This window comes from Agromyces sp. NPDC052230 (assembly GCF_040679595.1).
GTDB lineage: Bacteria > Actinomycetota > Actinomycetes > Actinomycetales > Microbacteriaceae > Agromyces.
In genome coordinates, this window is record NZ_JBFAVC010000001.1 from 153,045 (window position 1) to 174,166 (window position 21,122).

At 70.8% G+C, this 21,122-nt stretch carries 22 protein-coding genes; 9 read left to right on the plus strand and 13 right to left on the minus strand.

Annotated elements, in window-relative coordinates:
• Positions 1-37 precede the first annotated feature (37 nt).
• Genes paaC through paaA form a run of 3 tightly spaced genes read right to left on the minus strand, consistent with a single transcriptional unit; the run spans position 38 to position 2,174 of the window.
• A complete protein-coding gene (gene paaC / locus AB0K73_RS00705) occupies positions 38-895 on the minus strand; it encodes a 1,2-phenylacetyl-CoA epoxidase subunit PaaC (RefSeq protein WP_360511110.1) in 858 nt (285 codons plus the stop codon).
• A complete protein-coding gene (gene paaB / locus AB0K73_RS00710) occupies positions 892-1,197 on the minus strand; it encodes a 1,2-phenylacetyl-CoA epoxidase subunit PaaB (RefSeq protein WP_360511109.1) in 306 nt (101 codons plus the stop codon). The genes paaC and paaB overlap by 4 nt, the downstream gene beginning before the upstream one ends.
• Entirely contained in the window at positions 1,197-2,174 is a 978-nt protein-coding gene (paaA, locus tag AB0K73_RS00715) for a 1,2-phenylacetyl-CoA epoxidase subunit PaaA (protein WP_360511108.1), read from the minus strand. The genes paaB and paaA overlap by 1 nt, the downstream gene beginning before the upstream one ends.
• Before the next feature lie 131 nt (positions 2,175-2,305).
• Here paaA and paaI point away from each other — a divergent pair, with 131 nt between their 5' ends.
• Together paaI and paaK are read left to right on the plus strand one after the other, a co-directional pair.
• The gene (gene paaI / locus AB0K73_RS00720) at positions 2,306-2,782 is read left to right on the plus strand and encodes a hydroxyphenylacetyl-CoA thioesterase PaaI (protein WP_360511107.1); all 477 of its coding nucleotides are present in this window, start codon (positions 2,306-2,308) and stop codon (positions 2,780-2,782) included.
• 134 nt (positions 2,783-2,916) lie between these two features.
• Positions 2,917-4,173, plus strand: coding sequence for a phenylacetate--CoA ligase PaaK (paaK, locus tag AB0K73_RS00725; protein WP_360511313.1), 1,257 nt, complete (start codon positions 2,917-2,919; stop codon positions 4,171-4,173).
• 174 nt (positions 4,174-4,347) lie between these two features.
• On the opposite strand, the gene AB0K73_RS00730 is transcribed toward paaK, so the two are convergent.
• The 6 genes from AB0K73_RS00730 to AB0K73_RS00755 all read right to left on the minus strand — a co-directional run bounded on the left by AB0K73_RS00730 (position 4,348) and on the right by AB0K73_RS00755 (position 13,071).
• Complete coding sequence (locus AB0K73_RS00730; protein ID WP_360511106.1) at positions 4,348-5,391, minus strand: alcohol dehydrogenase catalytic domain-containing protein; 1,044 nt, start codon at positions 5,389-5,391, stop codon at positions 4,348-4,350.
• Positions 5,392-5,463: 72 nt separating this feature from the next.
• Entirely contained in the window at positions 5,464-7,524 is a 2,061-nt protein-coding gene (locus tag AB0K73_RS00735; protein WP_360511105.1) for a hydantoinase B/oxoprolinase family protein, read from the minus strand.
• On the minus strand, positions 7,521-9,680 hold the full coding sequence (locus AB0K73_RS00740) for a hydantoinase/oxoprolinase family protein (RefSeq protein ID WP_360511104.1): 2,160 nt from the start codon (positions 9,678-9,680) through the stop codon (positions 7,521-7,523). The genes AB0K73_RS00735 and AB0K73_RS00740 overlap by 4 nt, the downstream gene beginning before the upstream one ends.
• Positions 9,681-9,761: 81 nt before the next feature.
• Entirely contained in the window at positions 9,762-10,610 is an 849-nt protein-coding gene (locus tag AB0K73_RS00745) for a uroporphyrinogen decarboxylase family protein (RefSeq protein ID WP_360511103.1), read from the minus strand.
• On the minus strand, positions 10,607-10,945 hold the full coding sequence (locus AB0K73_RS00750) for an acetone carboxylase subunit gamma (protein ID WP_360511102.1): 339 nt from the start codon (positions 10,943-10,945) through the stop codon (positions 10,607-10,609). The genes AB0K73_RS00745 and AB0K73_RS00750 overlap by 4 nt, the downstream gene beginning before the upstream one ends.
• Positions 10,942-13,071, minus strand: a complete 2,130-nt coding sequence (locus tag AB0K73_RS00755) for a hydantoinase/oxoprolinase family protein (RefSeq protein WP_360511311.1) — start codon at positions 13,069-13,071, stop codon at positions 10,942-10,944. Before AB0K73_RS00755 ends, AB0K73_RS00750 begins: the two co-directional genes overlap by 4 nt.
• A 238-nt stretch (positions 13,072-13,309) precedes the next feature.
• Here AB0K73_RS00755 and AB0K73_RS00760 point away from each other — a divergent pair, with 238 nt between their 5' ends.
• The 6 genes from AB0K73_RS00760 to AB0K73_RS00785 are packed head-to-tail and all read left to right on the plus strand — an operon-like array spanning position 13,310 to position 17,662.
• Positions 13,310-14,641 (plus strand): hypothetical protein, encoded by a 1,332-nt coding sequence (locus tag AB0K73_RS00760; RefSeq protein ID WP_360511101.1) that lies wholly within the window; start codon positions 13,310-13,312, stop codon positions 14,639-14,641.
• A complete protein-coding gene (locus tag AB0K73_RS00765) occupies positions 14,638-15,231 on the plus strand; it encodes a TetR/AcrR family transcriptional regulator (RefSeq protein WP_360511100.1) in 594 nt (197 codons plus the stop codon). The genes AB0K73_RS00760 and AB0K73_RS00765 overlap by 4 nt, the downstream gene beginning before the upstream one ends.
• The gene (locus AB0K73_RS00770) at positions 15,228-15,443 is read left to right on the plus strand and encodes an OB-fold domain-containing protein (protein ID WP_360511099.1); all 216 of its coding nucleotides are present in this window, start codon (positions 15,228-15,230) and stop codon (positions 15,441-15,443) included. The genes AB0K73_RS00765 and AB0K73_RS00770 overlap by 4 nt, the downstream gene beginning before the upstream one ends.
• Positions 15,440-16,585, plus strand: coding sequence for a thiolase family protein (locus AB0K73_RS00775; RefSeq protein ID WP_360511098.1), 1,146 nt, complete (start codon positions 15,440-15,442; stop codon positions 16,583-16,585). The genes AB0K73_RS00770 and AB0K73_RS00775 overlap by 4 nt, the downstream gene beginning before the upstream one ends.
• A complete protein-coding gene (locus AB0K73_RS00780; RefSeq protein ID WP_360511097.1) occupies positions 16,582-17,025 on the plus strand; it encodes a PaaI family thioesterase in 444 nt (147 codons plus the stop codon). The genes AB0K73_RS00775 and AB0K73_RS00780 overlap by 4 nt, the downstream gene beginning before the upstream one ends.
• Positions 17,026-17,032: 7 nt before the next feature.
• Positions 17,033-17,662 carry a TetR/AcrR family transcriptional regulator gene (locus AB0K73_RS00785; RefSeq protein ID WP_360511096.1) on the plus strand — a complete coding sequence of 210 codons (630 nt, stop codon included), beginning with the start codon at positions 17,033-17,035 and terminating at the stop codon, positions 17,660-17,662.
• Positions 17,663-17,716: 54 nt separating this feature from the next.
• On the opposite strand, the gene AB0K73_RS00790 is transcribed toward AB0K73_RS00785, so the two are convergent.
• Complete coding sequence (locus AB0K73_RS00790; RefSeq protein ID WP_360511095.1) at positions 17,717-18,280, minus strand: carboxymuconolactone decarboxylase family protein; 564 nt, start codon at positions 18,278-18,280, stop codon at positions 17,717-17,719.
• A gap of 120 nt (positions 18,281-18,400) precedes the next feature.
• Here AB0K73_RS00790 and AB0K73_RS00795 point away from each other — a divergent pair, with 120 nt between their 5' ends.
• A complete protein-coding gene (locus tag AB0K73_RS00795; protein WP_360511094.1) occupies positions 18,401-19,027 on the plus strand; it encodes a CGNR zinc finger domain-containing protein in 627 nt (208 codons plus the stop codon).
• A 6-nt stretch (positions 19,028-19,033) separates the two neighbouring features.
• On the opposite strand, the gene AB0K73_RS00800 is transcribed toward AB0K73_RS00795, so the two are convergent.
• From AB0K73_RS00800 to AB0K73_RS00810, 3 genes are read right to left on the minus strand one after another with little or no spacing between them, the layout of a single operon-like run.
• Complete coding sequence (locus AB0K73_RS00800) at positions 19,034-19,798, minus strand: ABC transporter permease (RefSeq protein WP_360511093.1); 765 nt, start codon at positions 19,796-19,798, stop codon at positions 19,034-19,036.
• A complete protein-coding gene (locus tag AB0K73_RS00805; protein WP_360511092.1) occupies positions 19,795-20,535 on the minus strand; it encodes an ABC transporter ATP-binding protein in 741 nt (246 codons plus the stop codon). Before AB0K73_RS00805 ends, AB0K73_RS00800 begins: the two co-directional genes overlap by 4 nt.
• Complete coding sequence (locus tag AB0K73_RS00810) at positions 20,528-21,106, minus strand: helix-turn-helix domain-containing protein (RefSeq protein ID WP_360511091.1); 579 nt, start codon at positions 21,104-21,106, stop codon at positions 20,528-20,530. Before AB0K73_RS00810 ends, AB0K73_RS00805 begins: the two co-directional genes overlap by 8 nt.
• Positions 21,107-21,122 lie beyond the last annotated feature (16 nt).

Genomic DNA, 21,122 nt, shown 5'->3' on the forward strand with positions numbered 1-21,122 from the left:
GGACGTGCGACGGTCTCTGAGCCTGTCGAATGCGCGGTCACCACGATGCCCCCGGGTGTGCACGGGCCAGCACCTGCATCTCGGCCAACAGCGGCCCGAGGTGCTCGGTGTGCTTGCCCTGACGGCCACCGCCGGACGCGATGTACGCGTGCCGGCCGGTGGGCAGTTCGAGCTTCGCCTCGGCGAAGATGTCGGCGATCGCGGCGTCGAACCCGGCGCGGAGCGACGACGGCAGCACCGCGATGCCCTGGGCCGCGAGCCGCTCGACGAGCTCGTCGTCGTGGAACAGCTCCTCGACGTACGGCCACGTGTCGCCGATCGCCACGATCATGCGGCGACGCGACTCGTCGGTGCCGCCGGCGAGGCGGAGCGTCCACTGGATCGCGTGGTCGCGGTGGTAGTCGACCTCCTTCGCCGACTTCGCGGCGATGGCCGCGAGCGTCGGGTCGGTCGAGTCGGTCAGCGCGGCGTAGAGCTCGACGAGGTAGACGGATGCCACGAGCCCACGTGCGATCGTGTGCGCGAAGTCGCCGTTCGGCTGCTCGAAGAGCCACGCGTTGCGGAAGTCGGGCTCGTGGCGGAAGTACGCGAGGTCGTCTTCGCTGCGCCCGGACGCGGTGCCCGCGAAGTGCAGCAGCGAGCGTGCGTGGCCGATGAGGTCGAGCGCGATGTTGCCGAGCGCGACGTCCTCCTCGAGCTCCGGCGCGCGGGAGACCCAGTCGCCGAGGTGCTGAGCGAGCACGAGGGCGTCGTCGCCGAGACGCATGGCGTACTCCGCGACATCCGGCGACGCGACCGCGCCGTGGCGCGCGCTGTCGCCCGCGTACTCGTCGGCGAGCCGGAGCCGGTCGACCGACACCTCGCCGTGCAGGTCGAGGTCGTGCTGGTCGCTCACAGGTGCTTCACCCCTTCGCTCTTCGTGTAGTACACGGCGTGCCGGTAGTTCTTGCCGGCGGGGCTCTCGAAGTACGCGCCCTTCGCGTCGGGGTCGCTCGTGGTGATCGCGTCGGCGGGCATCACCCAGATCGACACGCCCTCGTTGCGGCGCGTGTAGAGGTCGCGGGCGTTGCGCACGGCCATGTCGGCGTCGGGCGCGTGCAGCGAGCCGACGTGCACGTGGCTGAGGCCGCGGTTGGCCCGCACGAAGACCTCCCAGAGTGGCCAGGACTCGGTTCCCATCTCACCGGGCGTCGACATCACGCCACCACCTTCTGCTTCGCGGCCTGCTTGGCGGCGTAGGCCGCGGCGGCCTCCCGCACCCAGGCGCCGTTGTCGTGGGCCTCGCGACGACGGCGCATCCGCTCGGCGTTGGCGGGCCCACGGCCGGCGATGACCTCGTGGAACTCGTCCCAGTCGATCTCGCTCATGTCGTAGGCCTGCTTCTCCTCGTTCCACTTGAGGTTCGGGTCGGGCAGCGTCACGCCGAGCACTTCGGCCTGCGGCACGAGCATGCCGACGAACCGCTGGCGCAGCTCGTCGTTCGAGAAGCGCTTGATCTTCCATGCCATCGACTGCGCCGAGTTCGGCGACTCGTCGTCGGGCGGACCGAACATCATGAGCGCGGGCCAGTACCAGCGGTTCACGGACTCCTGGGCCATGCGGCGCTGCTCCTCGGTGCCCTGCATCAGTTCGAGGAGGATCTCGAAGCCCTGACGCTGGTGGAACGACTCCTCCTTGCAGATGCGCACCATCGCCCGGCCGTAGGGGCCGTAGGAGGCACGGCAGAGCGGCACCTGGTTGGCGATCGCGGCGCCGTCGACGAGCCAGCCGATGGAGCCCATGTCGGCCCAGGTCGGGGTCGTGTAGTTGAAGATCGAGGAGTACTTGGCCTTGCCCGAGATCAGCTGGTCCGTCATCTCCTCGCGGGTGATACCGAGCGTCTGGGCGGCCGAGTAGAGGTACAGCCCGTGGCCGGCCTCGTCCTGCACCTTGGCGATGAGGATCGCCTTGCGCTTGAGGCTCGGCGCGCGCGAGATCCAGTTCGACTCGGGCTGCATTCCGATGATCTCGGAGTGCGCGTGCTGCGAGATCTGGCGGATCAGCGTCTTGCGGTAGGCGTCGGGCATCCAGTCGCGGGGCTCGATGCGCGAGTCCTTCTCGATGAGGTCGTTGAACTGGGCCTCCTCGGGGGAGAGCTCGCGCTCGACCAGGCTGAGGTCTGCGGGAGAGGTCATCGTCGACTCCTGTAGTGTTCGCGGCATCCGGGCACGTCGGGTACTCGGTATTACTAACCGATCGTTCAGTTAGTATATAGTCGAATGCAGCGCCACTGCAACGGCGTGCGAACTCGATGAGGAGCTTCAAGATGACGGATGCCGCCACAGAGGCGACGACCACCGATGCCGCTGCTGCCGAGGCGGCGTCACCTGCCGCCAATCGCGCCATGATGGACCGCGACCTCGCGTCGTCATCGCTCGGCATGGTCGTGGAACGCGACGACCCGGGTCACGCCGTGGTCACCATGCGCGTGCGCGAGGACATGACCAACGGATTCAAGATCACCCACGGCGGCCTCGTGTTCACGCTTGCCGACACCGCGTTCGCGATCGCGTGCAACGAGGACGACAACATCACCGTCGCCGCGGGCGCCGACATCACCTTCCTGAAGTCCACCGTCGCCGGGCAGACGCTCACCGCCACGGCGGTGCGCCGCACCCGCAGCGGCCGCACCGGGCTCTACGACGTGTCGGTCGTCGACGAGCACGGCGACGCCGTCGCCGAGTTCCGCGGCCGATCCATCACCACCAACCGTTCACTGCAGGCCGAGCAGCGGGGCGCGTAGCGCGCCGCATCCACAGCCACTTCTCACCCCTGGAGCACACCGTGTCGACGTCGACCACCCCCAGCACCGTCTCCTCCGCGACCGTCTCGGGCATCCGCCCGCCCACCCTCGACGAACTCGATCCCGAGGAGCGGATGAGCCGCGCCGAGCTCGAGGCGCTGCAGCTCGAGCGCCTCCAGCGCACCGTGCGCCACGCCTACGAGAACGTGCCGCTCTACACGAAGAAGTTCGACGACGCGGGCGTGCACCCCGACGACATCCGCTCGCTCGACGACGTCGTGAAGCTGCCGTTCACGACCAAGGAGGACCTGCGCCAGACCTACCCGTTCGGCATGTTCGCCGTGCCGATGGAGCGGGTCGCGCGCATCCACGCCTCCTCGGGCACGACCGGCCGGCCCACGGTCGTCGGGTACACCAAGCAGGACCTCGAGCACTGGGCGACGCTCATCGCGCGCTCGCTGCGCGCCTCGGGCGTGCGTCCGGGCATGAAGGTGCACAACGCCTACGGCTACGGCCTGTTCACCGGCGGACTCGGGGCGCACGGCGGCATCGAGAAGCTCGGCGCCACGGTCATCCCGGTCTCGGGTGGCCAGACCGCGCGACAGGTGCAGCTGATCCGCGACTTCGAGCCCGACGCGATCCTGTGCACGCCCAGCTACCTGCTGACGATCGCCGACGCCATGGTCGCCGCGGGCATCGATCCGCACTCGACGAGCCTCAAGGTCGGCGTGCTCGGTGCCGAGCCGTGGACCAATGAGCTGCGTCGCGAGCTGCAGCAGCGCATGGGCCTCGACGCGGTCGACATCTACGGCCTCAGCGAGGTCATGGGCCCGGGCGTCGGCAACGAGTGCATCGAGACGAAGGACGGCCCCCACATCTGGGAGGACCACTTCCTCCCCGAGATCATCGACGACAACCTCGACCGCGTGCCCGACGGCACCATGGGCGAGCTCGTGTTCACGACGCTCACCAAGGAGGCGTTCCCGGTCATCCGGTACCGCACGCGCGACCTCACGCGGCTGCTGCCCGGCACCGCCCGTCCGTCGATGCGGCGCATCGAGAAGATCACCGGCCGCAACGACGACATGATCATCCTGCGCGGCGTGAACCTGTTCCCGACGCAGATCGAGGAGATCGTGCTCGGCCTCGAGGAGCTCACCCCGCACTTCATCCTCGAACTCACCCGCAAGGGCACCATGGACGACCTCACCGTGCGCATCGAACGCCACCCCGACCTGTCCGTCGAGGACAGCCGGGGCGCCACGGTCGTGCTCGCCGAGCGCATCAAGGAATTCGTCGGCTCGTCGGTCGCCGTGGTCCTCGAGGAGCCGGGCACGCTGCCCCGCAGCGAGGGCAAGTACAAGCGCGTCTACGACCTGCGCAACCAGTAGGGCACGCGGGGGCATCCGCAACAACACATGAGCATCCGGTGTTCGCCCGCTGTGGGCGGCGACGTAACCCGGATTCTCATGTGTTCTCACGTGTGATTCGAACGAAGCGGATGCCGCGGCCGGCGACGATCGGCCGCGGCATCCGCGTCTCTGCGCTGCGTCTCTCCGAGGCTCCTAGCCGACCGAGACGGCGTACTTGACGACGCCGTTTGCGGGGTCGGAGAACCGCTCGATCGCACCGACGAGGTCGTCGAGCGACACTCGGTCGGTGATCATCGGCGACGGGTCGAGCACGCCCCGGGCGACCTGGTCGAGCAGCGTGTCGATGTGTCCGAGGTCGCCGAGACCGGTCCAGAGCGTCAGGTTCTTGAACAGCATCTGCGGCATCGGCAGCTCGACCGGTCCGGGCGCGATGCCGACCACGGCGATGCGTCCGCCGACGCCCGCGAGGTCGACCGCCTGGGCGATCGTCGCGGGCAGACCCACGGCCTCGACGACGCCGTCGGCACCGCGGCTGCCGGTGAGCTCGCCGACGATCGCCGGGACGTCCTCGGATGAGGCGTCGATCGTGCGGGTGGCGCCGAGTTGCTCGGCGACGCGCAGGCGTCCGGGCACGCGATCGATGGCGATGATCTCGCTGGGCGCGAACAGTCGTGCGGTGTGCACGGCCGAGAGGCCCACCGGTCCGCAGCCGACCACCACGAGCACGCCGCCAGGTCCGGCGAGCGCGTGCCGCACGCCGGTCATGCCGGTCGAGACCACGTCGCCGAGGAGCAACGCCTGCTCGTCGGTGACAGCGTCGGGGATCTTCGAGAGCACGGTGTCGGCGTGCGGCACCCGGAGGAACTCGGCCATGGCGCCGCCGAGTCCACCGAAGGTCGGACCGCTGCCGAAGACGCCGCCGCGCTGGCACAGCTGGATCTGGCCGCGACGGCACATCGCGCAGGCACCGCACCACGGTGCGGCCGGGCCGACGACCCGCTCGCCGACCGCGATGCCGTGCACGCCGGCGCCGACCTCCGCGACCACGCCGACGTACTCGTGTCCGAGCACGTACGGCGGCTTGCTCGGCAGGGCGCCGTGCATGAGGTGCAGGTCGGAGCCGCAGATCGAGGTGGACGTGACCCGCACGACGGCGTCACCGGCATCCGTCGCCTCGGGGTCGGGGACCTGCTGCAGGGAGACCGCTCCCCCTTCGTCGAGGACGAGGGCTTTCATTCGGGGTTCCTTTCTCGGCGTCGCGCGCTCCGTTGCGCCGACGTCATGCTGAATATCGCGGATGCCGCGTGGTCAGAGCATCGCCGGTGCGGGCAGTTCCGCCTCGGCCGGGTTCGGCCACGCGCCGTAGTGGCGCGTCACCCACGGGTCGGGCCGGCGCTCGTTCCAGTCCGCCTCGAACTCGGCGAGCGGGCGCCCACGCTCGAGGCGACGGCGGCGAACGGCCTCGCGGGCCGCCTGAGTCCCGGCCTCGTCGACCTCGAGCGTCTCGGGGTCGAAGGCCACGTGGTAGAGCTCGGCAGCCGCCCACTGGCTGGTGATCCCCCACCGCACGTCCTCCATGATCGGGGCCGGCTCGCGCTCGAGCACGTCGCCGTACCCGGTGCCGCCGCCGGTCGCCACCATGAGCACGTCGCCCTCGGCGCTCGGCTGCATCGGTGCCGAGACCGACTGGAAGGACACGGTGCCCGTGACGTCGTCGCCCCGGATCAGCTCCTCCGCATTGGTCGGCACCGACGCGCTGCCCGAGGCCATGAGCTCGAGCAGGTTGGTGTTGCTGCGACGCACCGCCGGGATCGACGCCGAGGCGTAGCCGCCGAAGAGCCCGAGCGACACCGGATGCTTCGAGCCGAACCCGAAGGCGCCGAGCAGCACCCACGGCACCCCGTGCACCATGTAGGCCGTGTCCATGCCGGCGCCGCCACGGTGCTTCCCGTGGCCGCACGAGTCGGCCAGGAACTGGCTGCGGAACGGGTACAGCACGGGAGCGCCGTTCTCGATGATCTCGACCTCGCCCGAGTCCGACAGCGTCGCGAAGTACGACCCCGCGACGTTCACGCCGTCGCTCGTGGGCCGGCCGCCGCTGCCGCCGCCGTTGATCTCGCTGAAGATGTCGCCGACGGGCTCGCCCCACTGGTTCAGGCCGCCGTACACCGGCATGTTGAACCCGTTGAACCACGGCGCGACCGCGCGTTCGGGGATCTGCGAGTAGATGAGCTTCGCGCAGGCCATCGAGAACGCCAGGTTGAAGGTCGCCATCACGTTGGGCGCGAGCGAGATCGGCGCGTCGGGGCTCGGCGACACGAAGGTGCCCTGCCGGAACGTCCAGTCGCAGACCTCGCTCAGGCCGCTGTTGATCGGCAGGTCGGGGAACAGGTAACTGCAGAGGAAGTTCGCCGACTTGCCGATGATGGTGTGCGCGAAGCTGTTCGCCGGGTGACCGACGACCTCGGGGGAGCTGTTGCTGAGGTCGCAGTGGATCGTGTCACCCGTCTTCGTGAGCACGAGGTCGAGCTTGATCAGCGCGTCCTCGGTGCCGACCGTGTCCATGAACGCGACCTGGCGCACGGTGGCGTCGGGCAGCGACGCGATCCGGTCGCGTGCGGCATCCGTCGCATCCTGGATCAGGGTGCGCAGGGCGCCGACGACGAAGTCGGCACCGCGCTCGGCGGCGACCTCCTTCAGCCGCTCCTCGCCACGGCGACACGCCGCGAGGCGCGCCTTGATGTCGAGCATGAGCAGGCGCGGGTCGCGCACGCCGTTGGCGAGGAGGTTCAGCACGTCCTCGCGCATCCGGTACTTCGAGGCCACCTTCACGGGCGGGATGTGCAGGCCCTCCTCGTAGCGGCTGCGCGCCTGGAGGGTCACGCCGCCGGGCACGTTCGCACCGCACTCGCCCGTATGGATGACCGCACCGGTCCACGCGATGAGCTCGCCGTCGACGAACACGGGCACGAACAGCGTCATGTCGGGTGCGTGCACGCCGCCGTAGAGCGGGTCGTTCGAGAAGAACGCGTCACCCTCCTCGACGCCGACCGTGAGGTCGTTCGTCCAGTGCTTCACGGTGTACTTGATGGGGATCTGCTGCAGGAACGCGTGGAAGTAGATGCCCGTGGAGCACACCGAGATGTCGCCCTGCGCCGTGTAGAACGCGAAGCCGGAGTCGCCCCAGCGGGCGCCCGTCGACGCGCCGAGCCGCGCGAGCAGCTCCTGGCACTCGACCGTGGTGGTCTCGAGCTTGTGGCTGAAGATCGACAGCTCGAGCCGGTCGAGGTCGACCGCCGCCTGCTGCTCGCGCTCCGTCCACGCCTCCGGCTTGAGCCGGGTGATGACCTCGAGGTCCCTGCCGCTCATCGTTCCGTTCCCTTCCGAGCGTCGCCGTGGAGGCCACGCTCGATCACGCCATTGCCGTACTCGTCGATGCGGTAGTGCCAGCCGATCGGCACGACCGTGGTGGTGTCGTCGGACTCGACGATCGCCGGGCCCGCGAACGCGTCGCCCGGCACCAGTCGCAGGCGGTCGTACACCCCGGTCGCGACGGTGCCCGCCGGTCCCCAGTACACGTGCCGCTCGCCGGTCTTCGCCGCGCCGCCGTCGCCGGGCACGAGCTCCTGCGTCACCGCGGGCTCGTGGTCGGCGGGCACCCACACCTTGAGGTGGAACTCCTCGATGTCGATGCCGGCCTGCGGGAAGGCCGCCTCGGGGCTGTACTGCCTGGCGTACGCCTCGTTGAAGACGTCGCAGAGCTCGCGCACGTCGTCGTCGCCCTCGAGGAACGCCTTCGGCACCGTGACGCGCGTCTGGTTGAGCTGCGTCTTGTAGCGCATGTCGAGCTCGAGCGAATAGTGCAGGCGGTCGGCGGCGTAGCCTTCGAGTTCGAAGTCCTGCTTCGCGTCGTCGAGCAGCTGCGCCACGATCGCGTTGAACGTCTCGGTGTCGAGCGCGAAGCCGGGCTGCATGAACTGGGTCACCGTGAGGTGGCGCGAACGCTCGTAGATGTGCAGCACGTCGGTGGTCGACGCGCCGAATGCGCAGAACACCGAGCTGAACGGGAACGTCATCACGCTCGTCGCACCGACGGCCTCGGCGTAGCCCGCGGCGTGCGTGGCTCCCGCGCCCCCCGCGGCGAAGATCGTGAAGGTTCGCGGGTCGTGACCCTTGAGCGCGAGTTCCTTGAAGATCTCCTGGCCCATCGTCGCGTCGACGAGTCGGCGGATCTGCCACGCGGCCTCCTCGACGGAGATGCCGAGCGGCTCGGCCACGTCGGCCTCGATCGCGTCGCGCGCCGCTTCGATGTCGAGCTGCATGCGGCCGCCGAGGTAATTGTCGGCGTCGAGGAGCCCGAGCACGAGGTCGGCGTCGGTGACCGTCGCACGCTCGCCGCCGAGGCCGTAGCACGCCGGTCCGGGCATCGAGCCCGCGCTGGCCGGTCCGACCTTCAGCCGGCCCAGGCTCGAGTCGACCGAGGCGATGGAACCGCCGCCGGCGCCGATCGAGCGGGTCTCCACGAACGAGCCCTGCACGCGCCAGCGGTCGAGCACCGGACGGAACTCGTAGCTCGACACGCTGCCGTCGGTGACGACCCCGAGGTCGAAGCTCGTGCCGCCGACATCCGTGAACACCACCCGGTCGAGGCCGTACTGCCTCGCCAGGTACGCGCTGCCGAGCACACCCGCGACGGGTCCCGCGCCGTGCGTGTCGATGGCGCGGGTGCGGGCGACCTTCTTCGAACCGCCGTTGTTGTGAACGAGGGCGAGCGGCTTCGTGTAGCCGGCGTCTCGCACCATCTCGCCGATCGTCCACAGCTGGGAGGAGATCTGCTGGTGCGTGTAGGCGTCGACGATGGATGTCATGGTGCGCGTGTACTCGCCGCCGCGCGGCGAGATCTGGTGCGAGCAGACCACCGGCACGTTGCCGAGGTAGGTGTCGGGATACTCCGACCGGATGATGTCGAGGATCTCGAGCTCGTGCTGCGGGTTCAGGAACGACCACAGGAGCGACACCACGAAGCCGCGCGCGCCGCGGTCGACGAGAGCCTGCACCTGCTCGCGCACGTCGTCGGCGTCGAGCGGCATCAGCACGTTGCCGAAGCAGTCGACGCGCTCGCGCACGCCGACGACCATCGACTTGTCGAGCAGCGGCACGGGCTTCTGGATGCGCGAGAGGTCGCGCGTCTCCTCGATGGGGATGCCGTCGGCCCACTGGCGTGAGCGTCCGATGAACACCGTGTCCTCGAAGCCGCGGGTCGTGATGAGCCCGAGGGCCGGCCCCGTGCGCTCGATGAGCGAGTTGATGCCGATGGTCGTCGAGTAGCGGATCAGCTCGGTGTCGGAGAGCAGGGCGGCGACGTCGACGCCCGACCTCTCGGCACCGGTCTCGATGGCCTGGCGGAAGCACACGGACAGGTCGTAGTGGGTCGTCGGCACCTTCGCCGTGATCACCTGCGAGCCGCGCCGCATATAGCAGTCGGTGAACGTTCCGCCGACATCGATGTCGATTGTGTTGCCCATCGGGCGTCCTTTCCTTCGGTCGTGGGTCGGGCGGCGGGCGCCGCCTCAGGGTGTGGTCGGGCGACGGATGCCGCGCCGGGATCAGGCGTCGGTGCGGAGCGCCCCGACGAGGTCGTGGAGGAGTTCTGGCGGCAGCGCCGGGTCGAGCTCTCCCGCGCTCGTGTACCACGCGGACGGCACCGAGACGGGCTCGCCGGGGGTGACGGGCACAGCGCTCGGCACGCCGGTCACCGGCTCGTCGGCCGGCAGCGCCGCGTGCGCGGGGGCGATGCGCTCGGCGTCGGCGTCGGCTCCGGCCGGCACCGAGCGCAGCAGCGGGATGTCGAAGAACCGCGCCGTGTTCGCGAGCACGCGCTCCGCGCGCCGCACGGCCGCGGACTCCGCCGTGGCGAACCCCTCCGCGTCGTCGAGCACGAGCAGGGCGGCGACCCTGACCTCGCCGTAGCCGCGCGCGGCCTCGATCACGAGACGGGCGGCGAGTCGCTCCGCGGCATCGGGTGCGCTCTGCTCATCACCGGCGAGCAGCCGTGCGAGCGTCGCGACGCCGGGCACCACGCCGATCACGTCGGTGACCCCGCCGAGGGTCTGGCCGAGGCGCAGCGCCACATCGAGCACGGTCGTGGCACCCGGGTCGAGGCTCAGCTCGGCGTCGGCCGCCGGCACGCCCGACGTCACGATGCCACGCCCGGTCGACCAGTCGACCTCGGCGCCCGCGGCCTCGGCGAGCGCCGCCGGGTCGAGGCCCACGGTGATCGCGTCGAGTCCGAAGAGGCGCGCCGTCTCGGCGAGGGCGGCCGCCTGGGCAGGTGCCGAGCGCCAGAACGTCTCGGGCGAGGTCTGCGTGATGGTCGCCGCGAACCCGCCGACGAGCGGCGTGAAGATCGGCGCGGGGAGCGCGTCTCCCCGCACGACGCTCGCGATGCGGCTCATCGTCCGGCCGAAGCCCGCAGGGAGGCGAGGTCGAACACGAGGTCGCGCGTGATCGGATGCCCCGGCGGGAGGTATTCCACCTCGACGAGCACGGCGCATCCGGGGCAGTAGAACTCGAGCACGCGGCACCACTCGGGGTCGGGCGCGAACGAGTACGCGGAGCCCTCGGGCGCGCGCCGCGGGTGCACCTCCTCGGGATCGCGCTCGGCGACCAGGAGGCCCTCCTTGTAGCTGTGCTCGGCGTCGCCGATGTCCTGACCGCAGCGGTTGCAGGTCCAGCGACCCGCGTCGAGGTCGATGTCGAGCGTCTCGGTGACGCGGACCCTCTCGGTCATCGTGCTCCTCCTTCGGAGTTGGCTTCGGAGTTGTCGGAATCGGCTGCGGAGTCGGCGCCGGAGACGGTGAGGATGTCGTCGTTCCACTCGTCGACCGCGAGGTGCTGGCCGGGCGGCACGACGATGGTGGTGTCCGAGCCCTGCACGAGGGCGGGGCCCTCGAGCACGTTGCCCGGCAGGAGGCGGTCGCGGTCGTAGACGGGCGCGGTCGCGAGGCCGGTCTCGGGCCCCCAGTACGCCTCGCGCTCGCCCACGATCGCCTCGGAGGCATCCTCGTCGCCGAGCGGGGCGGCGGTGACCTCGTGATGCGGCACGCCGGCGGTGGCTTCGAGCGCGAGGAGCTGCACCTCGGCGCCGGCCTCGGCGAGCGAGCGGTGCACCTGCTCGAGCGACGCCGACTCGGCACCGAGCTCGAGGGGGACCTTCACGCTGGTGGAGCGGCCGTCGCCGTCGCGTCCGAGCGCGTGCAACCGGTATCGCAGCGAGCCGGCCGCGAATCCCTCGCCGCGCATGTCGCGCTCGGCGCGGGCCATGCGGTCGGGCAGGTCGGTCGCGATCGACGAGGCCCACGCCGTGGCATCCGACCCGGTGGACTCGGGCGCGGGCACCGGGTACTGGTGCAGCACGTCCATCGAGGCGCTCGAGAAGGCACTGAAGACCGAGGCGGTGCGCGTCATCACGGCTCGACGTGCGCCGACGTGCGACAGGATGCCGCCGCCGTGCACCGGTCCGGCGCCGCCGTAGAGGAGGAGCGTCGCCGTGGATGCCTCGCCCGCGGCCGCCTCGCCGACGTGCGTGCCGATCTCCTCGGCGGTCTGCCGGTCGACCGCGTCCTTGATGCGCCAGGCGGCTTCGACGAGGTCGATGCCGAGCTCGTCGGCGATGGTCGCCACCGCTGCCTCGGCGCGTGCGCGGTCGAGTCGCATGCGGCCGCCGAGGAAGCCGGCGGGGTCGACGTAGCCGAGCACGAGATCGGCGTCGGTGACCGTGGGAAGCGTGCCGCCGAGGCCGAAGCACGCGGGCCCGGGCCGGGCGCCGGCGCTGTCGGGGCCGACGCGCACCTCGCCGTCGACGACGCGCGCGATCGAGCCGCCGGCGCCGCCGACCGCCTCGACGCGCACGGTGGGCAGTCGCACGGGCAGGCCCGCGAGCTCCCACTCGAGCACCTGCGGCAGCACGGCTCCGGCGATGACGCCGATGTCGACGCTCGTGCCGCCCATGTCGATGGTGACGGCGAGGTCGTCGCCGCGGCGCTCGGCGAGGGCGCGTGCGCCCTGCAGGCCGCTCACGGGGCCGGAGTTGTACGTGTCGAGCGCGTGCGTCTTGGCCACGCGGGTGACACCGCCGTCGGCGTGCACGACGAGCAGCGGGCGGTTGAGGCCGGCGGCGCGCAGGCGCTCCTCGGCTCGGAACAGGTACCTGGCGAGGTGGTGGTGCACGTAGGCGGCGAGGAACGCGGTGTTCACCCGGAGCGCATCGTCACCGCCCGAGACGATCTCCGCCGTCGTGAAGACGGGAGCCGCACCGAGGTAGTGCGCGGGGTACTGGACGCGGATGGCGCGCTTCGCGGCGCGCTCGGCGGTCTCGTCGCCACCGGAGCCGGCGAAGGCGATGAGCACCGTTTGCGCACCCGCCTCGACGAGACGCTGGAACGCACCGACCACGGCGCCCGCGTCGGGCTCGCCGTCGCTCGGCACCGCGACGGTCGTGACGAGCTCGGGCCGAAGGAAGCCCTGGACGACGAGCGGCCGGCGGTCACCGCTCAGGCCGAGCGCCTCCTCGGTGCCCTCGGCCACGAGCAGGCCGACGCGCAGGCCCCGGTGCTCGATGATCGCGTTCGTCGAGATGGTGCTCGAGTACCGCACGACGCCGGCACCCTGGAGCAACTCGCGCAGCTCGATGCCGAGCTCAGCGGCCGCGAAGGCGGTGCAGTCCAGCAGGCTCTGCGAAGGGTCGTGCGGGGTGCTCGGCACCTTCGAGAGCACGACGCGCCCCGTCTGGTGATCGGCGATGAATCCGTCGGTGAATGTCCCGCCGGTGTCGATGTCGATCGTGTACCGTCCGCGGTGCGCGCTCGGCTCGGACTCGGTGCGTGCCGTCGGCACGGTCACCGCCTCCAGGGTCATTGCGGCCACAGCCAACCTCCTTGTCAGCTCGTCAACTCGTCACACTCGCGATTCGGATGTCGAGTGAACGATCGTTCGGTGCCAAGGTAACCCGAGGGCGGAACAGTGTCAAGCGCGAGTTTCTCGATGAAGTCGGGCGGAAACATGCGGATTGTGCGGCCAGCAGGTGAGTCGGGGTTGACGAGGCGTATCGCGATCCGTACCTTGAGACCAAACGAACGTTCTAACGGATTGGACCATGACTACAGACATTTCGCCAACGGCGGCGAACCTGGACTCCGGCGCTCTCGTCGAGAAGCAGCTCGCCGCGCTCCGCACTCAGCTCGCGTACCTCATCGAGCGCAGCCCGTTCTACCGCGACCGCCTGGCCGGCATCGATCCCACGTCGATCCGCACGCTGGCCGACCTCGCGGTCATCCCCACGTTCGACAAGACGCAGCACCGGATGTCGCAGGAGACGTCGATGCGGGAGTCGGGGCATCCGTACGGTGCGCACCTCACGGCCGACGTCGGCGACGTGCGCTACGTCAACGCCACCTCGGGCACGAGCGGCGAGCCGACGTTCTACACGTTCACGACGCACGATGCCGAGGTCAACGACGAGGTGCTCGGCCGCGCGTTCACCGCGATGGGCCTGCGCCGCGGCGACACGGTGCTGCACGCGTACGCCCTCTCGATGTTCGTCGGCGGCGTGCCGTGGCTGCGGGCACTCGACCGCGCGGGCATCCGCGCGCTCCCCGTGGGCGCCGAGGGCGGCACGGCACGCCTCCTCACGATCGCGAGGCTCACCCGGCCGACCGCGCTGTTCTGCACGCCGTCATTCGCCGAACACCTCATCGAGCGGGCGCCCGAGGTCATCGGCGCCGACGTCTCCTCGCTCGGCATCCGCATCATCCAGTGCGGCGGCGAGCCCGGCGCCGGCGACCCGGCCGTGCGCGCACGCATCGCCGAGGCGTACGGTGCCCGGGTGTTCGACGGGATGGGCGGCGCGTGGGGGCACTTCATGCTCTCCTGCGAGCATCAGACGGGCATGCATCCGATGGCGCCCGAGCACCACCTCATCGAACTGCTCGACGGCGAGACCGGCGCACCGCTGCCGCTCGCAGACGGCGTCGTCGGACAGATGACGCACACGTCGCTCGACTGGCAGGCGGGCCCCATCCTGCGCTACAACATGGGCGACGACGTGCAGGTCGTCACCGATCCGTGTCCCTGCGGTCGAACCGGCCCCAGGTACCGCATCCTGGGACGCGCCGACGACATGCTCATCGTCAACGGCATCAACGTGCACCCCGCGGCCGTGCGCGACGTCGTCGCGCAGTTCGCGCCGCAGGTCACCGGGGCCATCCGCATTCTCGCCCCCGGCGATGGCCCACGGGTCGCCCCGCCGCTGCACGTTCGCATCGAGTCGCACGACGAGCCCGACCGCGCCGCCGAGTCGGGCCTCGCCGAGACCATCGAGGGCCGGATTCGCGATCTGCTGCGGTTCCGTGCCACGGTCGAGTTCGTCCCGGCCGGTTCGCTCGGCCGCTCGAGCCACAAGACGAAGATCCTGGAGCGCACGCCATGACGATCCCCGAACTCGCCCCCGACGAGGCCTCGCGCAGCACCCGCATCCTCGAGAACGCGGCCCGGCTGTTCAGCCAGCAGGGCTTCGGCGAGGCATCCATGCGCGACCTCGCGGCCATCAACGACATCAGCATCGCCGGGCTCTACCACTACTTCCCCTCGAAGGGCGCGATCCTGGCGGCCATCGTGGACACCGCGGTGAACCACCTCGTCGAGGCGCTCCGCGATGCGGTGGCGTCGACGGATGCCCCTGAAGACCGCGTGCGGGCGATCGTGAAGGCCCTCGTGGCCACCGCCATCGAGCATCGCGAGGCGGTGCACACCCTCTTCGAGAACACCGACAAGCTCACGCCCGAGCACCAGGCGGAGGTGCGAGCGAAGCAGCACGAGGCCACCGTGCTCCTGCAGAGCGAGCTCAACACCCTGAAGCGACGCGGCATGCTCGCCGACCTCGACGTGCCGGTGGCCGCGTTCGCGCTCATCGGCATGACGAACTGGACGCATTTCTGGTTCCGCGAGGACGGCCCTCGCACCGCCGAGCAGGTCGGCGACGAGATGGCCGAGATCTTCCTGCACGGAGTGCTCAGATGACCGACCGGCCCGGCGTCGTCTACGCCACCACCACGATCCACGTGGGCCTGCCCGGCCACGTGGCGCCGTACACGCTCGCGTACGTCGACTTCGACGGCGGCCGCGTGCTCGCGCCCGTCGACGGGCGGGTCGAGGTCGGCGAACGGGTCGCGCTCGTCGACGACCCGGCCTCGGCGTCTGGCCTCGTGGCGACGCATCGGAGAAGCGCATGATCGACGTGGCGATCGCGGGCGTCGGCATGACCCCGTTCGGCCGGTTCCCCGACCGGCGCATCGAGGTCATGGGCGTCGGTGCCGTCGCCGATGCGCTGACCGACGCCGGGCTCACCGCGGGCGACCTCGACGCCGTCTGGTGCGGCAATGTGCTGGGCGGCGGTGCGGCCGCGCAACGCTCGCTCGCCGGGACCGACATCCAGGGCATCCCCGTGCAGAACATCGAGAACGCCTGCGCGAGCGGCTCGCACGCGTTCGCCGAGGCGTTCCACGCGGTCCGCACCGGCCGGGTCCGCGCTGCGCTCGTGCTCGGCGTGGAGTCGGCGACGACCGCGTTCGACGGCGGCCTCATCACCCTCGACCGCGACGACGAGCCGACCCGGCTCGGACTCAACCTGCCGGGCATCTACGCCATGAACGCGAGCCGTTACCTCGCCCAGTACGACGCCGACCCGCGTGCGCTCGCGGCGGTCTCGGTGAAGAACCACGCGGCCGGCGTGAACAACCCGCGCGCACGATTCCGCGAGCCCGTCACGATCGACGAGGTGCTCGCCTCCAAGCCGATCGCCGAGCCGCTCACGCTGCTGCAGTGCTGCGCCAACGCCGATGGGGCGGCGGCGGTCGTGCTCCTGCCGGCCGACGACGCCCGGCCCGACGCGGTCCGCGTGCTCGGCACCGGCGTCTCCTCGGGGTTCCGCATCGACGCCGACTACGACCTCTCCCACTCCCGCATCACCGCAGCCGCCGGCGATCGCGCCTTCGCCGACGCGGGCATCGAACGCTCGCGCGTCGACATCGCCGAGGTGCACGACGCGTTCACGATCGGCGAGCTCATCGCGATCGAATCGCTCGGCCTCGTCGAGCGGGGCGCGGCCTGGCGGATGACCCTCGACGGCGAGACCTCGCCCGGTGGTGCGCTGCCCGTGAACACGAGCGGCGGGCTGCTGAGCCGCGGACACGCGGTCGGGGCATCCGGTGTCGCACAGGTCGTCGAGCTGAGCCGGCAGTTGCAGGGCCGCTCGGAGAACCCGACCCCGGGAGCCGGCGTCGCGCTCGCGCACACCGTCGGCGGCGGGGTGGCCACGCACGACGGCATCGCGGCGGTCGTGAGCCTGCTCGCTCTCCCGGACGCAGCTCGATGACGCCCGCCGCGGCCGGCGAGCTGATCGCATCCGACCCGGTGTGCCGCTCTGCGGGTATCGAGGTCGTCGACGTCGACGAGGGCAGCGCGACCCTGCGGATGCCGGTCGACCCTGAGATGGCCACCAGCCTGGGCTTCGCGCACGCGGGCTTCGTCATGATGCTCGCCGACACCGCAAGCGGCGCGGTTGCGATCGCCGTCGACCAGACCGCGATGACCACGGGGGCGGATGTCTCGTTCCTCTCCCCCGCCCGAGTCGGCGACGTCCTGGTCGCCACCGCGCGGCTGCGCTCCCGATCGGGACGCTCGCTGCTCATCGACGTGGCCATCGCAACGGACGACGGCGATCGCGACGGCGCCGGCGGTCGACTCGTCGCCGAGTTCCGCGCCCGCGCGCGGACCCGTTCGGCTGGGCCGGGCGGCGCGAGCATGCGAGACTGAGAAAACGATGTCTGAGAATGGAACCCTTCGGCGAGGCCGACCCGGCTACGACCAGCAGGGCATCCTCGAGGTCGCCGTCGCCGCCTTCAACCAGTACGGCTACGACGCGACCTCAATGGGCGTGCTCGCCGACCGGCTCGGCCTGTCGAAGTCGGCGATCTATCACCACTTCGACTCGAAGGACGAGATCCTCGAGCGGGCGCTCGACGAAGCACTGGGCGGACTCGAGGGCGTGCTGCAGGAGCACGAGTCCACCCACGGGCGCGCCGCAGACCGCCTCGACCACGTGCTGCGTGGCGGCGTGCACGTGCTCGTCGACAAGCTCCCCTACGTGACCCTGCTGCTGCGAGTCCGCGGCAACACCGAGATCGAGCGTCGTGCGCTCGCCCGCCGACGTGCCTTCGACCGCGCGGTCACCGCGCTCGTCGAGGAGGCGCAGGCCGAGGGATCGCTCCGCAGCGACATCGACGCGAGCGTCGTCTCACGTCTCGTCTTCGGCATGATCAACTCGATCGTCGAGTGGTATCGCACCGGCGGCCGCGAAGACGCCGACCGCCTGGCCGACGACGTCATCGCGGTCGCGCTCGACGGCCTCCGCATGCCCACCTCGAACCGCGTCGAGGAACTGCTCGGCTGAGCGACCGGCGGGGACGGGGCGTGTGGCGGCCCGCCCCCCACCGGTCGCACGCATTCACGCGGCGATGCGCCGCGTGCTGCGCGGGGTCACGACCGGCCAGTCGTTCTCGACGTCGGCCATCACGTTGAAGTAGTTGGTCAGCACGTTGAGCGCGATGTGTCCGACGATCTCGCCGATCTCGGCGTCGGTCACCCCCGCGGCCCGCGCGGTGGGAATCGCGTCTGCGCTCACCGAGCCCCGACTGCGCAGGATCTCATCCGACAGGCGGAGGAGGGCGGCGGTGTGCGGGTCAGTGGACGTCGCTTCTCGAGCGGCCTCGAGCTCGGACTCGGGGAGCTTCGCCACCGCGCCGCCGACGTACGTGTGTGCCGACAGGCAATAGGCGCAGCCGTTCGCCTCGGCGGTCGCGATCGCGAGCTGCTCGCGAACGGGCGCCTTGAGGGCGCCCGTGGCCAGGGCTCCGGACAGGGCGAGGTATCCGCGGAGCAGCGCCGGGCTGTTCGCCATGACCTTCGTCATGTTCGGTGTCACGCCCAGCGCCTTCTGGACCTGGTCGAGCAGTTCCTTGGGGGCGCCGGTCGCGGTGGCCGGGTCAACGGGAGTGAGCGTGGTGTTCATGGTGATCTCCGTAGTTCTAATGGTTAATTGATCTTTCTGCCGTTAGAACATAGCAACACTCCCACGGCGATGTCAACGGTTGAATGTGGCACTACCCATTAGAAGCGCTAGAATGGGATCATGACCGGCTCGCAGCTCCCCGACGCTCCACTCCTGGGGCAGGCCCTGCCGGTCGAGCTGATGAACACGTTCTGGTCCGACCGGCATGGCGTTCACGACTCACTCGGCTCGCTCGGAGACGCGCAGCGTTGGATCACCGCCGTGAACCCACGCCTCGAGGCCCCCGTTCGGGCCAACGCCCAATCACTGGACGAAGACGGTCTCACCCGCCTGCGTGACCTTCGCGATGCGGTGCGTCGGATCGCCGCGGAACGCACCGGTGATCCCCGGGAGCAGGCGAGGTCGGCGATGGCAGACCTTGGAACGGCCGTGCAGACGGTCAACGAAGGTGCACGCCTGGCGCAGATCCGGCCGATGCTCGAACTGACCGAAGGCGGTGGCATCGTCGAGCGGCCCGAAACCACCGGAGCTCCCGACGCGCTGCTCATGAGCGCGATCGCCAACGAGGCGATCGAACTCTTCGGGCCATGGGATGACCTCGACCTGCGCGCGTGTCTCGCGCCCGGCTGCGTGCTCTACTTCATCAAGGACCACCCCCGTCGCGAATGGTGCTCGAACGGCTGCGGCAACCGCGCCCGCGCGGCTCGGCACTACGCACGCCATGGTCGAGCCGACGAGGTCGAATGAGCGAGCCTAGCGGTCGAGCTGCAGCCGCGCCCACGCGAGCGCGCAGAGCCCGCCGAACACGATCGGCACCGACGGCACGGTGAGGAGCGCGGCCGCGGGCACCGACTGGGGCGCGATCGCCCAGAGCGCGGGCGCGACGATCGGGATCCACGCTCCGGCATCCGCGATGGCGAAGACCTGTGCCACGACGATGATGCCGACCGTGGCGGCGATGCCGGGCAGCAGCCCTCGCCCGAGGGTCGACGCCCACGCGGCAGGCACCGCGATGAGCGCGGTCAGCACCACGAGCACCGGGATCCGGAGGAGGCCGACGACGCCCGCGGCATCCGTCACCCCGTAGCCCATCGCGTACCCCAGCACCGCAACGACGCCCGTGAGCACCAGCGCGACGCCGATCGCCCATGCCAGGTAGACCACGAGCTTCGCCATCGCGATGGCCGGCCTCGAGACGGGCAGCGCGAAGAGCGCGGCGACCGTGCCGTCGGCGAACTCGCGCCCGAAGAGCCAGCTGAGGGCGACGCCGAACGCCAGCAGGCCACCGGCCGCGGTGATCTGCAGCACGACGCCGATGAGCCCACCCCACCCGCCGTCGTCGGCGAGCGGACCGAGCTTGGCGAGCACCTGCTCGTCGCCGGATGCCGCGGCGAGGAGCATCCCGAGTGAGAGCGCCCCGACCCCGAGCACGAGCAGCGCCGTGACCGACGCCATGACGCGCGAGGCCGCCGCCTTGCGTGCCTCCACGGCGATGGCGGAACCGAGCCCCGCGCTCATGCGACCCTCCCGGCGGCATCGGCGTGCACCTGCGCGAAGAACGCGCGCTCCAGGTCGACGCCGGCGGGGTCGAGCCCGCCGATCACGCGGCCGTCGTTGATCACCGTGATGCGGTGCGCGATACGCGCGACCTCGTCGAGGTGGTGGCTCGAGACGAGGATGCCGGCGCCCGCGGCGGCGCGGCGCACGAGCGACTCGCGCAGGAGGATGACGCCCGCCGGGTCGAGCGCGTTCGTCGGCTCGTCGAGCACGACGAACGACGGCTCGTGCAGGAGCGCGGCGGCGAGGCCGAGGCGCTGCCGATTGCCGAGCGAGAGCCGGCTCGCCCGCACGTTCGCGTACCGCGCGAGGTCGAATTCATCGATGACCCGGTCGACGGCCGCGTCGAGGTCGTCGCGTCGCTCGCCGTGCAGGCGGGCGGCGATGGCGAGGTTCCCCCGCCCCGTGAGCTCGGCGTAGGCGAGCGGGTGCTCGACGACATGGCCCACGCGGCGCCACGTCCCGGGCCCGGCCGAGCGGACGTCGACGCCGTCGATGCGCACCTCGCCGTGGTCGGCTCGCAGCATGCCGAGGAGGAGCCGCAGGAGGGTGGTCTTCCCGGCGCCGTTCAGTCCGACGAGCGCGTGGACCTCGCCCGGGAGGACATCGAGGTCGATGCCGTGGACGCCGGCACCGCCGCGGAACTCGCGCACGAGACCGCGCGCTTCGAGGCGCGGAGCACCTGCCGGCTCAGTCATGGCACACGTCGATCACGTCGAGTGCATGTTCGATCGCAGCCGCGAGCGTGCCCGTGCCATCTTCCTCGTCAGCCCACGAGTACAGGCCGGCGACGAGTGCCGCGAGCACGGATGCCGCGGCCACTCGTGCCTCGTCGGCGGGCGCTCCGTCGGCCACGAGCTGGTCGACGATCGCACGCTCGGTGTTGCCGGTCGACCGCCACATCGCCCCACGCAGCGCCGCCGTGCGCGCGACGATGCGCACGCGGCGACGGATGATCGGCGTCTCGGGCTCGGGCAGGGCGTGCCACGCCGCCCGGAGGCCACGGGCTGCCCTCACGAAGGGGGGCAACGTGCGCGGCTGGTCGGCGATCGCGGCGGTGAGCACGGGGTCGTACGGGTCGTCGAGGAGCAGATGCTCCTTCGCCGGGAAGTAGCGGAAGAACGTCATCTCGGTGACGCCGGCCGCACGTGCGATCTGCGCGACGGTTGTCCGGTGGTAACCCTGCTGCTCGAACAGATCGAGCCCGTGCTCGACGAGCGCCGCGAGCGTGCGTTCGCGCTTCGAGGGGCGCCGCGTGTCGGTGGCCACGCAAGAATGTTAGTCG

Excerpts from the sequence above, each read along its gene's own strand:
- AB0K73_RS00795 (WP_360511094.1), top strand. The coding sequence starts at position 18,401 with ATGACCGGCTCGCAGCTCCCCGACGCTCCACTCCTGGGGCAGGCCCTG.
- AB0K73_RS00735 (WP_360511105.1), bottom strand. The coding sequence starts at position 7,524 with ATGAGCGGCAGGGACCTCGAGGTCATCACCCGGCTCAAGCCGGAGGCG.
- AB0K73_RS00740 (WP_360511104.1), bottom strand. The coding sequence starts at position 9,680 with ATGGGCAACACAATCGACATCGATGTCGGCGGAACGTTCACCGACTGC.
- AB0K73_RS00790 (WP_360511095.1), bottom strand. The coding sequence starts at position 18,280 with ATGAACACCACGCTCACTCCCGTTGACCCGGCCACCGCGACCGGCGCC.
- AB0K73_RS00800 (WP_360511093.1), bottom strand. The coding sequence starts at position 19,798 with ATGAGCGCGGGGCTCGGTTCCGCCATCGCCGTGGAGGCACGCAAGGCG.
- AB0K73_RS00755 (WP_360511311.1), bottom strand. The coding sequence starts at position 13,071 with ATGACCCTGGAGGCGGTGACCGTGCCGACGGCACGCACCGAGTCCGAG.
- AB0K73_RS00730 (WP_360511106.1), bottom strand. The coding sequence starts at position 5,391 with ATGAAAGCCCTCGTCCTCGACGAAGGGGGAGCGGTCTCCCTGCAGCAG.
- paaA (WP_360511108.1), bottom strand. The coding sequence starts at position 2,174 with ATGACCTCTCCCGCAGACCTCAGCCTGGTCGAGCGCGAGCTCTCCCCC.
- AB0K73_RS00775 (WP_360511098.1), top strand. The coding sequence starts at position 15,440 with ATGATCGACGTGGCGATCGCGGGCGTCGGCATGACCCCGTTCGGCCGG.
- AB0K73_RS00780 (WP_360511097.1), top strand. The coding sequence starts at position 16,582 with ATGACGCCCGCCGCGGCCGGCGAGCTGATCGCATCCGACCCGGTGTGC.
- paaB (WP_360511109.1), bottom strand. The coding sequence starts at position 1,197 with ATGTCGACGCCCGGTGAGATGGGAACCGAGTCCTGGCCACTCTGGGAG.
- AB0K73_RS00765 (WP_360511100.1), top strand. The coding sequence starts at position 14,638 with ATGACGATCCCCGAACTCGCCCCCGACGAGGCCTCGCGCAGCACCCGC.
- AB0K73_RS00745 (WP_360511103.1), bottom strand. The coding sequence starts at position 10,610 with ATGAGCCGCATCGCGAGCGTCGTGCGGGGAGACGCGCTCCCCGCGCCG.
- AB0K73_RS00785 (WP_360511096.1), top strand. The coding sequence starts at position 17,033 with ATGTCTGAGAATGGAACCCTTCGGCGAGGCCGACCCGGCTACGACCAG.
- AB0K73_RS00760 (WP_360511101.1), top strand. The coding sequence starts at position 13,310 with ATGACTACAGACATTTCGCCAACGGCGGCGAACCTGGACTCCGGCGCT.
- paaI (WP_360511107.1), top strand. The coding sequence starts at position 2,306 with ATGACGGATGCCGCCACAGAGGCGACGACCACCGATGCCGCTGCTGCC.
- paaK (WP_360511313.1), top strand. The coding sequence starts at position 2,917 with ATGAGCCGCGCCGAGCTCGAGGCGCTGCAGCTCGAGCGCCTCCAGCGC.
- AB0K73_RS00770 (WP_360511099.1), top strand. The coding sequence starts at position 15,228 with ATGACCGACCGGCCCGGCGTCGTCTACGCCACCACCACGATCCACGTG.
- AB0K73_RS00750 (WP_360511102.1), bottom strand. The coding sequence starts at position 10,945 with ATGACCGAGAGGGTCCGCGTCACCGAGACGCTCGACATCGACCTCGAC.
- AB0K73_RS00805 (WP_360511092.1), bottom strand. The coding sequence starts at position 20,535 with ATGACTGAGCCGGCAGGTGCTCCGCGCCTCGAAGCGCGCGGTCTCGTG.